Origin of the sequence: Geodermatophilus siccatus (assembly GCF_900103785.1) — a bacterium.
GTDB classification, from domain to species: Bacteria; Actinomycetota; Actinomycetes; order Mycobacteriales; family Geodermatophilaceae; genus Geodermatophilus; species Geodermatophilus siccatus.
This window is the reverse complement of sequence record NZ_FNHE01000013.1, coordinates 20,542-34,372: the sequence shown is the minus strand read 5'-3', so window position 1 is coordinate 34,372 and position 13,831 is coordinate 20,542. Positions and strand designations below refer to the sequence as shown.

Below are 13,831 nucleotides of genomic sequence, written 5' to 3'. Positions count from 1 at the left end.
GACTACGTTGTGCGCATGGTGTTCGCCCCGGGCCGCCCCTCGCCGGATCGGCTGACCGACCCGACCCCCGGCATCCCAGGCCGGCACCGGGCGGGACGCAGCCGGCGACGGCTGTGGGCCTCCGGTCTCGCCGCCGCGGTGGTCGGGGCCGGGCTGCTCACGCCGTCCCTCCTGGCCCCCGAGGCGCCGTCCGCGGCGCAGCCGGCCATCGAGCAGGCCCGCAAGACCCGGACGGCGCCGCCGAAGGCGCCGGTCCCCACGCCGACGACGTCCGCTCCCCTCCCGGGCACGGCGACGCCGAGCGGGACGACCGCCGCTCCCACCGCCCCTGCTCCCCCGAGCACCACCGCGGCGACGACCGGCGCCACCTCCGGCGCGGCCGGCACCACGACGGCCACGGCGACCGGCTCGACCGCCGTCCCGCCCGCCGCCACCGGCAACCCGCTCGCCGGGATGACCTTCTACGGCCCGAACACCGGCGCGGTCCAGGCCGCGGCGCAGCCGGGCCGCAGCGCCGCGGACGCCGCGGCGCTCGCCGAGCTGGCAGGCGTGCCGACGTCGCTGTGGCTGGGCGCGTGGAGCGGCGACGTGACCGCGACGGTCCGCCAGGAGGTCGCCGCCGCGCAGGCCGCCGGGTCCGTGCCGGTCCTCGTGACCTACAACGTCCCCGGCCGCGACTGCGGCGGGTACTCCGCCGGCGGGGTCGGCTCGTCGGCCGAGTACGTCCGCTGGGTGCAGGCGGTCGCGGCCGGCATCGGAAGCGCCGACGCGGTCGTCGTCGTGGAGCCCGACGCGCTCGCCCAGCTGTGCGGCGACCCGGCCCAGCGGCTGGCGATGCTGCGCTCGGCGGTGGACCTGCTCGAGGCCAACCCCGGCACCCGCACCTACCTCGACGCCGGGAACGCGACCTGGATCAGCCCGCCGACCATGGCCGAGCGGCTGCGCGCCGCGGGGGCGACCGCCGCGGACGGCTTCGCGCTCAACGTCTCCAACTTCGAGACCACCGCGGACAACGTCACCTACGGCGAGCAGGTCTCCGCGCTGCTGGACGGGGCGCACTTCGTCGTCGACACCAGCCGCAACGGCAACGGCCCCGGCACCGACTGGTGCAACCCCCCGGGCCGCGCCCTGGGCGAGCGCCCGACGGCGCAGACCGGGCAGCCGCGCGTCGACGCCTTCCTGTGGGTCAAGCGCCCCGGCGAGTCCGACGGCACCTGCAACGGCGGCCCGGCGGCCGGGACCTTCTGGGACTCCTACGCGATCGGGCTGGTGCGCGGCGGCTCGCTGTAGCCGATGCGGGCGCGGCCCTCAGCGCACGACCACCTCGCTGCGGTGCTCCCGCGGCTGTCAGCGCACGAAGGGCTGCTGGCCGGTCTCGCTCACCATCGGCCGGCCGGCCGCCTCCCACTCCCCCATGCCGCCGCCCACGTTGACCGCGTCGTAGCCGTTGGCGTTGAGCCAGGCGGCCACGCGGGCCGAGCGCCCGCCGCCGCGGCAGGTGACGTAGAGCGGGTCGGCCTCGGGCAGCTCCTCCAGCCGCGCCGGGACCTCGCCCATCGGGATGTGGGTGGCGCCGTCGATGTGGCCGGCCACCCACTCGTCGTCCTCACGCACGTCGAGGACGACGGCCTCCTCGGGCACCTCGCTGGCGGGCACGGTCGGGACCTGCTGCGGCATCACGCGTCCCATCGTGCCACCGGCACGGCGGGTGGCTCCGTGCCCCGCCCCCACCGCGGTGATCATTGGGTCGTCGCAGACGACACGCGCGGACTCGCCGTGGGGACCGGTACGACCCCCATGATCACGGCCGGGGTCGCTGACAGGATGGGGACGATGACCGCCGACGCACCCACGCCCGTCCGCGACCCCGCCTGGTCGCTGTCCCGCTCGGCGATCGGGCTGTGGGTCACCGGGGGCGTCATCGGCGCGCTCGTCTGGGCCGTCGTGGTCACGGCCGTCCTCGTCCTCGTCCCGGAGGACGCACTGCCGTCGCCGCTGCGCTGGGCGCTCGTGGCGTTCGCGGTGCTGGAGGCCGCGGTGACGATCGGCATCCGGCCGTGGGTCCGCTACCGCGTGCACCGCTGGGAGGTCACCGGCGAGGCGGTCTACACCCTCACCGGCTGGCTGACCCGCACCTGGACGCTGGTGCCCATCTCGCGCATACAGACCGTCGACGTCACCCGCGGCGTGCTGCAGCAGCTGTTCGGGTTGGCCACGGTGGCGGTGCTGACGGCGTCCTCGCAGGGCACGGTCCGGGTGCTGCACCTGGAGGCCGACGTGGCCCAGCGGGTCGCCGACGACCTCGCCCGGCGCGCCGAGCTGGTCCGCGACGAGGCGACGTGAGCGGCCCTGCCGTCCCTCCGGCTCCGCCGGGCGGGAGCGAACCGGTGAGCACAGCGAGCGGCCCTGCCGTCCCTCCGGCTCCGCCGGGCGGGAGCGAACCGGTGAGCACAGCGAGCGGCCCCGCCGTCCCCCCGGCCCCGCCGGGCGGAGCCGGACCGGTGAGCGACCCCGACGTGGGCGTCGGCGGCGGTCGCGCACCCGGTGAGCGGCCGCTGCGGGCGTCGCCCCGCGTGGTGCTGGTGCACACCGCCACCTTCCGGCAGGCCCGCCAGATGGTGCCGGTGCTGATCCCGGTCGCCGCGCTGGTCGGCCTGGACGACGGGCTGCTCACCGTCGTGGTCATGGCGGCGGTCGTCACCGCGCTGTCCCTGGTGGCGGCCGTGCTGAGCTGGTGGCGGTTCGGCTACGCCGACGGGCCGACGGCGGTGGTGGTGACCCGCGGCCTGCTGGCCCGCTCGGTGCGCACCGTGCCCAACGACCGGATCCGCGGCGTGGAGGTCGAGACCCCGCCGCTGCACCGGCTGCTCGGGCTGGTGCGGGTCCGCATCGACGCCGCGGCCGGCTCGGTCGGGGTGAACGAGGAGGAGCTCGTCGTCGACGGGGTGACCCGCGCCGAGGGCGACCGGCTGCGCGCGCGGCTGCTGGCCCGCCGTCCCGCCGGGGTGCCGGCACCGGACGGCGTGCAGGCCCCGCAGCCGCCGGTCGAGGAGGAGCTCTCCCGCTTCCAGCCCCGCTGGCTGCTCTACGCGCCGCTGGTCGGCAGCTACCTCGTCGTCCCGCTGGCCGCGGTCGGCACGCTGTTCCGGCTGGTGCAGGAGCTGCCCGACGCCGTCGTCCCGGACCTCGCGGGTCCCGAGCCCTCCCCGCACCTGGTCGTGGCCGGGCTGGTCGCCGCGGTGCCGCTGCTGGCCGTGGCCGCGGTGGTCGGGGCGGCCGTCGTCAACTGGGGCTACCGGCTGGTGCGGCGCGGCGGCTCGCTGGTCGCCGTCCGCGGGTTGCTCACCCGGCGGCACACCGAGCTGGAGGTCGACCGGATCCGGGGCGGCACGCTCAGCGAGGGCCTGGGCATGCGGTGGGTGCGCGCGGCCCGGGTCAACGCCCTGGTCACCGGCCTCGGCCAGGCCAACCGGCGCGGCCAGCTGCTGCCGCTCGGTCCGCGCGCCGAGGCGCTGCGCCTGCTCGGCCGGCTGGTCGAGGACCCCGGCCCGCTGACCGGCCACCCGCCCGCCGCCCTGCGCCGCCGGCTGGTGCGGGCCCTGGCCGCCGGGCTGCTGGTGACCGCGGCGGGGGCCTGGGCGGCGGCCGCCCTCGGGTGGTGGTGGGTGCCGGTCGTCGGCGTCGTCCTCACGGTGCTGGGTGTGCCGATGGGCATCGGCCGGTACCGCGCCCTCGGCCACGCCGCCGGGCCGCGGTCGTTCACCGTCCGCAGCGGCTGGCTGGTGCGCGAGCAGGCCGTGCTGCAGCGCCGTGCCGTCGTGGGCTGGCAGGTGCGGCAGAGCGTGTTCCAGCGGCGGGCCGGGCTCGCCACCGTCGTCGCCTGCGTGGGCGCCGGCAGCGGGGGCTACGCCGCGGTGGACGTGGCCGCGGCGGAGGTGCCCGGCTTCGCCGCGGCGGCGTCGTCCGGGACGTGGGCGGGGACGCTGGCTCCCTAGGCCGTCCGCACCCGCTCGCCCGCACCGCGCGTGTCGATCACCGTCGCGGGTAGCCGGGGGGCGATGGGATGCGGACCTGCACCGGTGCGGATCTCAGCCCTGCCTGCCGTTGCCGCCCAGGTGCACGCGCCCGGCCAGCGCCGCGGCCTCGACGCGGGTGGCGACGCCCAGCGTGCGCAGCAGCGCGGCCACCAGCCGTTTCGCCGTCCGCTCGGACACGTGCAGGGTCGTGGCGATCTCCACGGTGCTCGCACCGTCGGCCACCAGCCGCCACAGCCGGCGCTCGTCCGCGGTCAGCCGATCGGCGAGGCCCTGCTCCCCGGTGGGCGCGGAGTCCTCGAGCAGCCGGCGCAGCAGGTCCTCGGGGATCACCGACCAGCCGTCGAGCACCGCCAGCAGCGGGCGCACCAGCGCCTCGGGGTCGGCGGTCTTGGGCAGGTAACCGGCCGCGCCGGCGCGCAGCGCCTCCAGGACGGCGTCCTCCTCGGCCTGACCGGACAGCGCCACGATCCGCACCGTCGGGTCCGCGCGGCGGATCGCCGCGATCGCCCGCGTGCCGCCCGGCGGCGGCATGTGCAGGTCCACGACGGCGACGTCGGCGTGGTGCCGGCGCACCATCGCCGCGGCCGCGGAGGCGTCGTCGGTCGTCGCCACGACGCGCACCCGGCCCTCGCTCACCCCCGGCAGCAGCAGGGCCAGGCCCCGGCTGAACAACGGGTGGTCGTCGACGAGCACGACGTCGACCAGCGGACGGCGCCCAGCACCGGCGTCGCTCGGCTCCATCTCTCCCCAGACCGACAGCTGCGCCGGCGCGGCTGACCGGACGCACCACGGAGGTGCCCATGACCCTGGCCGCGAACCCCTCGACGTCCCTCGAGTCCCACGGCGCGCTGCCGGCCCTGCGCCGCCTGCTGCGGCGTCGGGCGCCGGCGCGGCCGGGCGGCGGGGAGGCGCAGGAGCCCAGCGACGCACTGGTGCGGGCGCTGTGCCACGACATGCGCTCGCCGCTGGCCTCGCTGGAGGCGCTCCTGGGGGCGCTGGAGCGCCCGGCCGGACCGGCGGCCGACCCCGCGGAGGTGCTGGAGCTGGCCCGCGCGCAGACCGCCCACCTGGCCTCCATGCTGCGGACGGCGGCCGCCACGGGCGGGGCGGCGCCGCTGGGGCGGGGGACGCGCCGGCTGGGGGACGTCGTCCGCGCGTCGGTGGCCGCCTCCGGGCTGCCCGACGCCCAGCTGACCGTGCAGGTCGGTCCCTGCGCTGAGGACGTCGCCGTCGCCGACGCCCGGGTGCAGCGCATCCTCACCAACCTGCTGGAGAACGCGCACCGGCACGGGGACGGCGCCGCGGTCCGGCTGGCGGTCCGATGTCGCCCCGGCTGGGTCGACCTGGCGCTGACGCAGGCCGTCGTCCGCCCGGATCGGCTGCTCGGGCACCTGCGCACCGACTCCCCGCCTCCGGACTTGACCGGCCTGGGGCTGTGGTCGGTGCGGCGGCAGACCGGCGAGCTCGGCGGCCGCATCGTGTGGGTCGAGGACGGCGAGTCGCTGACGCTGACCGTGCAGCTCCCCGATCGGTGAGGGAGGGCCTCCGGCCCCTTCTCGCGCCGTCCCCCGGGAGCTCCGCGGCCGGGTGCCGTCCGACGGGCCACGCAACCTGGCACGCGGGGGCCAGGGCTCGGCACGGGTGGGCCACCGGGCGCGGGCAGATCCCTGGTGTCACCGCATCGGCGGTGGTCGCGACGATGCAAGGGAGACCCCGTGTTCACGCACACCCACGCCCTGCAGTACGAGGCCAAGCCCGACGGTCCCGACCCGGACTTCGCCCGCAAGATGCAGGAGATCCTCGGCGGCCAGTGGGGCGAGATGACGGTCGCCACGCAGTACCTGCTGCAGGGCTGGAACTGCCGGCTGCCCGGCAAGTACAAGGACCTGCTCCTCTCCATCGGCACGGAGGAGCTGGCGCACGTCGAGATGATCGTGACGATGATCGACCGGCTGCTGGACCACGCGCCGCTCAAGCCCGACTCGGCCGACCGCACCAAGGAGGCCGCCGCCGGTTACGGGCAGCACAACCCGCAGCACCTGATCCAGAACGGCCAGGGCGCGTCCTACATGGACAGCATGGGCAACCCGTGGACCGGCGCGTACGTCACCGCCAGCGGCAACCTCATGGCCGACTTCATGTACAACGCCACCGCCGAGATGCAGGGCCGGCTGCAGGTGGCCCGGCTCTACAACATGACCGACGACCCCGGCGTCAAGGACATGCTCCGGTTCCTCATCACCCGCGACCACTACCACCAGCAGCAGTGGCTGGCCGCGACCGAGGAGCTCAAGTCCGACGGCATCGAGGGCATCCCGGTGCCCGAGGCCTTCCCGCTGGAGGAGGAGGTCGGCGACCTCGGCTACACCTTCGTCGACGCCTCCGACGGCCCCGAGGCCTCGGCCGGCCGATGGGCGTCGGGCCCGTCGGTCGACGGTCGGTCGGAGTTCCGCGCCCGCCCGATCGAGGCGACCGCCGACGCCCCGATCCTGCCGCCCGGCGACCCGCGGCTGTTCTCCACCCCGCAGATGCCGGGGCAGTCGCTGCTCCAGAAGGCCAAGGACATGCTCAAGTGAGGTCCTGATCCCGTTCCACCTGCGCCGTCGCCGCGCCGGTGGCCGGGTCAGCCCACGACCCGGCCGCCGGCCGGCGGGCCGCCCTCACCCGAGGAGAGTCCCGTGCACCTGTCCGTCCCCGCCGTCCTGCTCACGGTGGTCTACGCCGCGGCCCTCGCCGTCGCGGTCACCGCGCCCGGCCAGCACCTGGTCGCCGGGCTCGTCGTCCTCACCGGCCTGGTCACCCGCTGGGCCGTCCGCCACCGCCGCGCCCACGCCGCCGCCCCGATCGCCGCCGCGGACGCCGTCCTCGCACCCGAGTCCGCGCCCGTCCGGGCCGTCGCCTGACCCGGCGCCTCGTCGCCCGATGACCAGGTGACCTGGTCCCTGGGGTTCCTCCCTCACAACCGGTCGTGAGGGAGGAACCGGTTCGATCAGGTGACCTGATCATCGAGGGGCACCCGGAGCCCCCGGAACGCGCGAGGCGCGCGCCCCCGAGAACGGGGACGCGCGCCTGGCGAGGTGCTGGAACCGGCCCCCGTGCAGGGCCCCGCCGCGAGCTCGCGAGCGGTGGGGGGCACGGGGGTCCTTCTTCAGTGGGCGACGGCCTTCTCCGCACCGATCCCGGTGAGCGCCCGCACCTCGAGCTCGGCGTTCTTGAGCTCGTCGGGCTGTTCCTTGGACAGCTTCGTACCGAGCCAGCCGAGGAAGAACGACAGCGGGATCGACACGAGACCGGGGTTGTTCAGCGGGAACCAGGAGAAGTCGACGTCCTGGAGCAGCGAGGGGCTCTTGCCGGTCGCCGGGTTGACGGGCGCCCCGGACACCACCGGCGAGAACAGGATCAGCGTGACGCAGGTGATCAGCCCGCCGTAGATCGACCAGAGCGCGCCCTGTGTGGTGAACCGCTGCCAGAACAGGGTGTAGATGATCGTCGGCAGGTTCGCCGAGGCGGCGATGGCGAACGCGAGGGCCACCAGGAAGGCGATGTTCAGCCCGGCCTGCAGCGCCAGGATCCCCAGACCGATGGAGACGGCGCCGATCACGATCGCGGCGATCCGGGCCACCTTGACCTCGGCGTTCGGGTTCACCTGCCCCTTCTTGATCACCGAGGCGTAGATGTCGTGCGCGAAGGAGGCCGACGCGGTGATCGTCAGTCCGGCGACCACCGCGAGGATCGTCGCGAACGCGACGCCGGCGATGACGCCGAGCAGGATCGTGCCGCCGAGCTCGAAGGCCAGCAGCGGCGCCGCCGCGTTGACCGCACCGGGCGCCGCCAGGATGGTGTCGGCGCCGACCAGCGCACCGGCGCCGTAGCCGATCACCAGGCTGAACAGGTAGAAGACGCCGATCAGCCAGATGGCCCAGACCACCGAGCGGCGGGCGTCCTTGGCGGTGGGGACGGTGTAGAAGCGCATCAACACGTGAGGCAGGCCGGCCGTCCCGAACACCAGCGCGAGCGCCAGCGAGATGAAGTCCAGCTTCGAGATGTCGGTCGCGCCGTACTGGGCCCCCGGGGACAGGACGTCGCGCGGTGTGGCCTGGGTCGCCGAGGTGTCGACCGCCCCGCCGAGCAGCGCGGAGAGGTTGAACCCGTACTTGCCCAGCACCCAGACCGTCATCACGCCGGCGCCGGCGATGAGCAGCGTCGCCTTGATGATCTGCACGTAGGTCGTGCCGCGCATGCCACCGACGAGCACGTAGACCATCATCAGGGCACCGACGAGGATCACGACGACCGCCTGCGCCAGCTCCCCGGTGACGCCGAGCAGCAGGGTGACCAGCGCGCCGGCGCCGGCCATCTGGGCGAGCAGGTAGAAGAGGCTGACCACGAGGGTCGAGGTCGCCGCCGCGGTGCGGACGGGCCGCTGGCGCATCCTGAAGGCCAGCACGTCGGCCATCGTGTACCGCGCCGTGTTGCGCATGAGTTCGGCGACGAGCAGGAGGGCGACCAGCCAGGCGACGAGGAAGCCGATGGAGTACAGGAAGCCGTCGTAGCCGTAGATGGCGATGGCGCCGGCGATGCCGAGGAAGGACGCGGCCGACAGGTAGTCACCCGCGATGGCCAGCCCGTTCTGGGTGCCGCTGATGTTGCGGCCGGCGGCGTAGTAGTCGGCCGCGCTCTTGTTGTTGCGGCTGGCCTTGAAGGTGATGGCCAGCGTGACGAGGACGAAGGCCCCGAAGATCGAGATGTTGACCGCCGGGTTCCCGACGGTGGTCGTCGCCGGAGCGGCGGGGGCAGCGAGGGGGAGCATCAGTGCCGTCCTCCGCGGGTCTCGTCGGCGCCTCGGGTGGCACCGACACCACCGGTGCGCGCGTACTCGTGGTGCTCCAGCCGCTCGCGCATGTCGTCGGAGATCGGGTCGGTGCGCTTGTTGGCGTGCGCCACGTAGACGTGGGTGATCACGAACGTCGAGACGAACTGGCCCAGACCCAGCAGGATGCCGAGGTTGATGTTGCCGAACACCGGCGTGGCCATGAGGTCCGGCGCGTAGGTCGAGAGCAGGACGTAGAGCAGGTACCAGGCCAGGAAGGCCACGGTCATCGGGAAGGCGAAGCGACGGAAGCGTCGCTTCAGCTCGACGAACTCCGGGGAGGCCTGGGCCTCGCGGTACTCCTCCGGCGTCAGGAGCCTGCGTTCAGCGGGTGGTGTCACGGTGCCTCTCCCTGTCGTCCTGGTCACCTGCTTCCGGTGACCGCGGTCACTCTAGAGACAAGTCTGTCCGTAATGCGTCGTCGGTGACCTTTTGTTGTGCGCAACCTGTGTCGCTCGACCGTCGAGCGGGCGTAACCGAGCGGGAACCCGGCGGCGCTGCAATGGGGCATGACCACTTCCGCGGGGACGACGACGGGCTGGTACCCGGTGGCGCGCGCCGCCGAGGTCGGGACGAAGCCGCTGCCGGTCGGCGCCGGCGGGCGGGCCTACGTGCTGGTCAGGCTGCGCCCGGGAGCGGAGGTGAGCGCCTTCCCTGCCCGGTGCCCGCACCGGCTGGTGCCGCTGAGCGCCGCCACGGTGGTCGACGGGCGGCTCACCTGCCCCCACCACGGGTGGCAGTACGACGGTGAGGGCCGCTGCGTCTCCCTGCCCTCCCTGGGCCCCGACGGGACGGCGCCGCCGCGGGCCGACCTGCCGGTGCCGTGGGCGGTCGAGGAGCGGCACGGCTGGGTCTGGCTGGCCCCCGAGCGCACCGCCGTCCCCGCGCCGCCGCGCCCCACCGCCGACACGGCACCCGAGCCGGCCCCGGCGCCCCCGCCGCCGGACGGGCCGGTGCTGGGCAACCTCGACCCGGCGCTGGAGTCGGCGTGGCACCCCGTGGCCCTGTCCCGCGAGCTGCGTCCCGGCGGCTGGCTGCAGGTGCGGCTGCTGGGGCGGACCTGGACGCTGCGCCGCACCGACCGGCTGGAGGTGGACCCGCCGGCGTTCGGCGTCCGCGAGCGGCTCGGCGTGGTGTGGCTGGCCCCGGCCGAGCCCCGGGACGTGCCGCTGGAGTTCCCCGAGGACGCCGACCGGCGCTTCGTGACCGGCTGGCTGCCGCCGCGACGCTCGGCGGGGACGGCGGCCGTGCTGACCGACGTCCTCCTCGACGTCTCGCACGCCCCGTTTCTGCACGCGGCGACCTCCGGCGCGGCCGACCACCCGGAGGTGCCCGCGTACGACGTCCAGCCGGAGCCCGGCGGTCTCCGCAGCGCGCACGAGCAGTGGTTCGACGCGGTGACCGACCCCGGCGTGGCCACCGGCGAACGGCCGCTGCGGCAGCGCCGGCGGGCGACCCGCGTCCTGCGGGCACCGTTCCAGCTGCTGCTGCGCGAGGAGTTCCTCGACTCCGGCGCGGTCACGGTGGTCCAGTTCCTGCTGCAGCCGGAGGACGCCGACTCCACGCGGGTGTACACCCGGCTGCTGCTGTCGGCCGGCCCCGGCCACCCGCTGCCCGCCCCGGCCGACGTCGAGCGCGAGGTCGCCTTCCGGCAGCGGGTGCTCGACGAGGACCTCGCCCTCGTCGCGCACGTGGCCGGTCAGGGACTGCCGCTGTCGGTGCGCGACGAGCTGCACGTCCGCGCCGACCGGCTGGGCGTGGCGCTGCGCCGGGCGCTGTGCGACTTCGTCGTCTCGGCTCCGCGACAGGACCGCGAGGCCGCCTGAGAGATGGCCCCGGCTCCCTCAGTCCGCGGGGAGCAGCTCCCCGCAGGCGGCGCAGCGGACCGGCGGGTCGACGTCGGCGAGTCGCCCGCACGCCGGGCAGACCCGCCGCAGCCAGCACGCCGGGTCGCCGCCGTCCTCGTCCGGCTCGGCGGGTCGTGCGTCGTCGGTCACGGGGCCATGCTCGGACGCCGCACCCTCCCGGGCAACCGCCGTCGGCCGGGGCGTGTCACCCTCGCGGCGGACGTCGCCTCCCCCTCCGCGGCTGGGATGCTGGCGGTCGTGCCGTCCTCCGCCGCCCGCCGCACCACCCTGGCCCTCGCCGCCACCCTCGCCGGACCCGCCGCGTGGGTCGCCCGCGCCGCCTGGGGGCTGCCCACCGCCCTGGGCGCCAGCCAGCGCGAGGTCCAGGCCTCCGCCGCCGGCTCGCCGCAGTTCGCCGACGGCCGCTTCCACAACCGGCTGAGCACGCCGGCGCGGCCGCCGGCCAGCGCACAGCGCGGCCTGCTCCGGCAGATGCACGAGGAGCGGGACACCGGCCTGCCGGCGCGCCCGGTGCCGGTGACCCGCCCGGAGCTGCCCGCGCAGGCGGGTGAGCTCGCGGTGACCTGGTTCGGCCACTCCAGCGCGCTGCTCGAGGTCGACGGCCGGCGGGTGCTGGTCGACCCGGTGTGGGGCGAGCGGGTGTCGCCGTCCCCGCTGGTCGGGCCGACCCGGCTGCACCCGGCGCCCCTGCCGCTGGAGGAGCTGCCGCAGGTCGACGCCGTCCTCGTCTCGCACGACCACTACGACCACCTCGACCTGCCCACGGTGCGCGGGCTGCTGCGCACCCAGGCCGCGCCGTTCGTCGTCCCGCTGGGGCTGGGTGCGCACCTGCGCGGCTGGGGCGTGCCGGAGGATCGGGTCGTCGAGCTGGACTGGGACGGCGCGGTGCGGCTCGCCGGCCTGACGCTCACCTGCACCGAGGCGCGGCACTTCTCCGGCCGGTTCCTCACCCGCGACACGACGCTGTGGGCGTCCTGGGTGGTCGCCGGGCCGCGGCACCGGGTCTTCTTCGGCGGCGACACCGGCTACACCCCGGCGTTCGCCCAGATCGGCGCGCTGCTCGGCCCCTTCGACCTGACGCTGCTGCCGATCGGCGCCTACAACGACGCCTGGGCCCTCATCCACATGACGCCGGAGGAGGCCGTCCGGGCGCACGGCGACCTCGGTGGCGGACTGCTGGTGCCGGTGCACTGGGCGACGTTCAACCTGGCGTTCCACCGCTGGGCCGAGCCCGTGCAGCGGCTGTGCGCCGCGGCGGAGCGCTCGGAGGTGCGGGTGGCCGTGCCGCGGCCGGGCCAGCGGGTCGACGTCCTGGCGCCGCCGGCGCTGACCGACTGGTGGTCGGAGGTCGGCGCGCTCGCCGACGAGCCGGTCGAGACCGGGGACGGCGGGGCCGGCAGCTCGGTCGTGGCGCGAGCGGCGTCCTGGCTGACCGCCCGCCGGGCGGGCGACTAGCCCAGCAGCCGGGCGACCTCGGGGAGGTCTGCCGCCTCGACCTGCGGGGTCGCACCCTCGGGGTCCAGGCGGTGGCCGGGCCGACGCAGCCGGACCACGTCGATGCCGGCCGCCAGGGCGCCCCGGACGTCGCGCGCCGACGTCGCCACGTGCACCAGCCGGCCACCGGCGCGCTCCCGGGCCCGGAGGTAGATCTCCGGCGCCGGTTTGTAGGCGCGCAGCCGCTCGGAGGTGAGGACGTCGGCGTCGTCCACCAGCGGTGCGACGCGCGTGCGGGCGAAGACCGCGTCGTCCACGTTGGACAGGACGCCGACCCGGGCGCGGGCCGCGAGTGCCGGCACCCCCTCCGGGACGTCCGGCCACAGCGGCCAGCCGCCGACCGAGTCGAGCAGCCGCCCGGTGTCGGCGTCCGGGTCCCGGGCGATCCCCACCTCGGCGTAGGCGGCGGTCAGGGCGCGGCGGCAGTGCTCGGCGAAGGGCACCCAGGTCGCGAGGTCGCGCTGGGAGGCCTTGTTGGCCGCGTCCCAGACGTCGTAGAGCCGCTCCCCCGGCCCGCCGGTGATCCGCGCCAGCGCGGCCGAGCCACCGGTGCGCGAGTCGATGAGCGCGCTGAACAGGTCGAGGGTGACGAGCAGGGACCGTGCCACGGCGTGCATCCTCCGCCCCTGCAGCGGGGGCCTCCTTCAGCGCAGCAGCTTGGACATCCGCCGGTCGGCCAGCGGCTTGCCGCCGGTCTGGCAGGTCGGGCAGTACTGCAGCGAGGTGTCGGCGAAGCTCACCTCGCGGACGGTGTCGCCGCACACCGGGCAGGGCAGGCCGGTGCGGGCGTGCACCTGCAGCCCCGAGCGCTTCTCGCCCTTCATCGTGGCCGCCCGCTGCCCGACCTGGCGCTCGAGCGCCTCGGCGAGGGTCGCCCGCATCGCGTCGTAGAGGCGCAGGGCCTCGTCGTCGGTGAGCTTGTCGGCCATCTTGAACGGCGAGAGCCGCGCGGCGTGCAGGATCTCGTCGGAGTAGGCGTTGCCGATGCCGGCGATCAGCGTCTGGTCGGTGAGTGCGCCCTTGAGCTGCCCGCTGCGCCCGGCCAGGAGCGCCACGAAGGCGTCCCGGTCGACCTCCAGCGCGTCGGGCCCGAGCCGCGCGACGCCCGGCACCTCGGCCGGCGAGCGGACGACGTAGACCGCCAGGCCCTTGCGGGTGCCCTGCTCGGTGAGGTCGAAGCCGTCGGGCGGGGTCCCGTCCTGCGAGTCGAGGTGCACGCGCAGCGCCAGCGGCCCCTTGCCCGGCTTGGGCGGGGCCGTGGGCAGCCCGGTGCGCCAGTGCAGCCAGCCCGCCCGCGCCAGGTGGACGACGAGGTGCAGGCCGGAGACGTCGAGGTCGAGGAACTTGCCGTGCCGGGCGACCCCGGTGAGCTCCAGCCCGCCCAGAGCCGACAGGGGCGGGTCGAAGGTCTTGATCGCCTGGACGGCGGCCAGGTCGACGCGGGTCACCACGCGGCCGACCGCGTGCTCACGCAGGAACGCGGTCAGCGCCTCCACCTCGGGCAACTCGGGCACCCGGCCACTATGCCGCGGGAGGACGTCTCCCGCCGTCCCCCATCGAGT

General features: G+C 75.6%; 15 protein-coding genes. 8 read left to right on the top strand and 7 right to left on the bottom strand.

What is annotated here, in order from left to right; all coding sequences use genetic code 11:
* The first annotated feature begins 15 nt into the window (after window positions 1-15).
* Window positions 16-1,290 (top strand): glycoside hydrolase family 6 protein, encoded by a 1,275-nt coding sequence (locus tag BLS21_RS20700; protein ID WP_217636224.1) that lies wholly within the window; start codon window positions 16-18, stop codon window positions 1,288-1,290.
* 57 nt (window positions 1,291-1,347) lie between these two features.
* Here the strand turns inward: BLS21_RS20700 and BLS21_RS20695 are convergent, their stop codons facing one another.
* Complete coding sequence (locus tag BLS21_RS20695; RefSeq protein ID WP_245700640.1) at window positions 1,348-1,677, bottom strand: rhodanese-like domain-containing protein; 330 nt, start codon at window positions 1,675-1,677, stop codon at window positions 1,348-1,350.
* A 156-nt stretch (window positions 1,678-1,833) separates the two neighbouring features.
* On the opposite strand from BLS21_RS20695, the gene BLS21_RS20690 reads away from it, so the two are divergent.
* Both BLS21_RS20690 and BLS21_RS20685 read left to right on the top strand, forming a co-directional pair.
* The gene (locus BLS21_RS20690; protein ID WP_245700628.1) at window positions 1,834-2,343 is read left to right on the top strand and encodes a PH domain-containing protein; all 510 of its coding nucleotides are present in this window, start codon (window positions 1,834-1,836) and stop codon (window positions 2,341-2,343) included.
* A gap of 158 nt (window positions 2,344-2,501) precedes the next feature.
* A complete protein-coding gene (locus BLS21_RS20685) occupies window positions 2,502-3,995 on the top strand; it encodes a PH domain-containing protein (protein WP_245700627.1) in 1,494 nt (497 codons plus the stop codon).
* 93 nt (window positions 3,996-4,088) lie between these two features.
* On the opposite strand, the gene BLS21_RS20680 is transcribed toward BLS21_RS20685, so the two are convergent.
* Window positions 4,089-4,778 (bottom strand): response regulator, encoded by a 690-nt coding sequence (locus BLS21_RS20680; RefSeq protein WP_091223018.1) that lies wholly within the window; start codon window positions 4,776-4,778, stop codon window positions 4,089-4,091.
* Window positions 4,779-4,837: 59 nt separating this feature from the next.
* Between BLS21_RS20680 and BLS21_RS20675 the strand changes: the two genes are divergently transcribed.
* The 3 genes from BLS21_RS20675 to BLS21_RS20665 all read left to right on the top strand — a co-directional run bounded on the left by BLS21_RS20675 (window position 4,838) and on the right by BLS21_RS20665 (window position 6,940).
* Complete coding sequence (locus tag BLS21_RS20675) at window positions 4,838-5,572, top strand: sensor histidine kinase (RefSeq protein WP_091223016.1); 735 nt, start codon at window positions 4,838-4,840, stop codon at window positions 5,570-5,572.
* A 180-nt stretch (window positions 5,573-5,752) separates the two neighbouring features.
* The gene (locus BLS21_RS20670; protein WP_091223015.1) at window positions 5,753-6,613 is read left to right on the top strand and encodes a manganese catalase; all 861 of its coding nucleotides are present in this window, start codon (window positions 5,753-5,755) and stop codon (window positions 6,611-6,613) included.
* Window positions 6,614-6,715: 102 nt separating this feature from the next.
* Window positions 6,716-6,940 carry a hypothetical protein gene (locus BLS21_RS20665; protein ID WP_091223014.1) on the top strand — a complete coding sequence of 75 codons (225 nt, stop codon included), beginning with the start codon at window positions 6,716-6,718 and terminating at the stop codon, window positions 6,938-6,940.
* Between the two features lie 245 nt (window positions 6,941-7,185).
* Here the strand turns inward: BLS21_RS20665 and BLS21_RS20660 are convergent, their stop codons facing one another.
* Window positions 7,186-8,847 (bottom strand): solute symporter family protein, encoded by a 1,662-nt coding sequence (locus BLS21_RS20660; protein WP_091223013.1) that lies wholly within the window; start codon window positions 8,845-8,847, stop codon window positions 7,186-7,188.
* Window positions 8,847-9,248 (bottom strand): DUF485 domain-containing protein, encoded by a 402-nt coding sequence (locus BLS21_RS20655; RefSeq protein WP_091223012.1) that lies wholly within the window; start codon window positions 9,246-9,248, stop codon window positions 8,847-8,849. Before BLS21_RS20655 ends, BLS21_RS20660 begins: the two co-directional genes overlap by 1 nt.
* Before the next feature lie 168 nt (window positions 9,249-9,416).
* On the opposite strand from BLS21_RS20655, the gene BLS21_RS20650 reads away from it, so the two are divergent.
* Window positions 9,417-10,733 (top strand): Rieske 2Fe-2S domain-containing protein, encoded by a 1,317-nt coding sequence (locus BLS21_RS20650; RefSeq protein WP_091223011.1) that lies wholly within the window; start codon window positions 9,417-9,419, stop codon window positions 10,731-10,733.
* A gap of 18 nt (window positions 10,734-10,751) precedes the next feature.
* Here BLS21_RS20650 and BLS21_RS25350 read toward each other — a convergent pair whose 3' ends face one another.
* Window positions 10,752-10,904 (bottom strand): hypothetical protein, encoded by a 153-nt coding sequence (locus tag BLS21_RS25350; RefSeq protein WP_175479676.1) that lies wholly within the window; start codon window positions 10,902-10,904, stop codon window positions 10,752-10,754.
* 108 nt (window positions 10,905-11,012) lie between these two features.
* Here BLS21_RS25350 and BLS21_RS20645 point away from each other — a divergent pair, with 108 nt between their 5' ends.
* Window positions 11,013-12,230, top strand: a complete 1,218-nt coding sequence (locus BLS21_RS20645) for an MBL fold metallo-hydrolase (RefSeq protein WP_245700626.1) — start codon at window positions 11,013-11,015, stop codon at window positions 12,228-12,230.
* Here the strand turns inward: BLS21_RS20645 and BLS21_RS20640 are convergent.
* Window positions 12,227-12,877 carry an HAD family hydrolase gene (locus tag BLS21_RS20640; protein WP_245700625.1) on the bottom strand — a complete coding sequence of 217 codons (651 nt, stop codon included), beginning with the start codon at window positions 12,875-12,877 and terminating at the stop codon, window positions 12,227-12,229. The genes BLS21_RS20645 and BLS21_RS20640 overlap by 4 nt on opposite strands.
* Window positions 12,878-12,913: 36 nt before the next feature.
* The gene (locus BLS21_RS20635; protein ID WP_091223004.1) at window positions 12,914-13,783 is read right to left on the bottom strand and encodes an Fpg/Nei family DNA glycosylase; all 870 of its coding nucleotides are present in this window, start codon (window positions 13,781-13,783) and stop codon (window positions 12,914-12,916) included.
* Between the last annotated feature and the right edge of the window lie 48 nt (window positions 13,784-13,831).

Coding starts and splice junctions, on each gene's coding strand:
- BLS21_RS20700 (WP_217636224.1), top strand. CDS start 16: ATGGTGTTCGCCCCGGGCCGCCCCTCGCCGGATCGGCTGACCGACCCG.
- BLS21_RS20695 (WP_245700640.1), bottom strand. CDS start 1,677: ATGCCGCAGCAGGTCCCGACCGTGCCCGCCAGCGAGGTGCCCGAGGAG.
- BLS21_RS20690 (WP_245700628.1), top strand. CDS start 1,834: ATGACCGCCGACGCACCCACGCCCGTCCGCGACCCCGCCTGGTCGCTG.
- BLS21_RS20680 (WP_091223018.1), bottom strand. CDS start 4,778: ATGGAGCCGAGCGACGCCGGTGCTGGGCGCCGTCCGCTGGTCGACGTC.
- BLS21_RS20675 (WP_091223016.1), top strand. CDS start 4,838: ATGACCCTGGCCGCGAACCCCTCGACGTCCCTCGAGTCCCACGGCGCG.
- BLS21_RS20660 (WP_091223013.1), bottom strand. CDS start 8,847: ATGCTCCCCCTCGCTGCCCCCGCCGCTCCGGCGACGACCACCGTCGGG.
- BLS21_RS20650 (WP_091223011.1), top strand. CDS start 9,417: ATGACCACTTCCGCGGGGACGACGACGGGCTGGTACCCGGTGGCGCGC.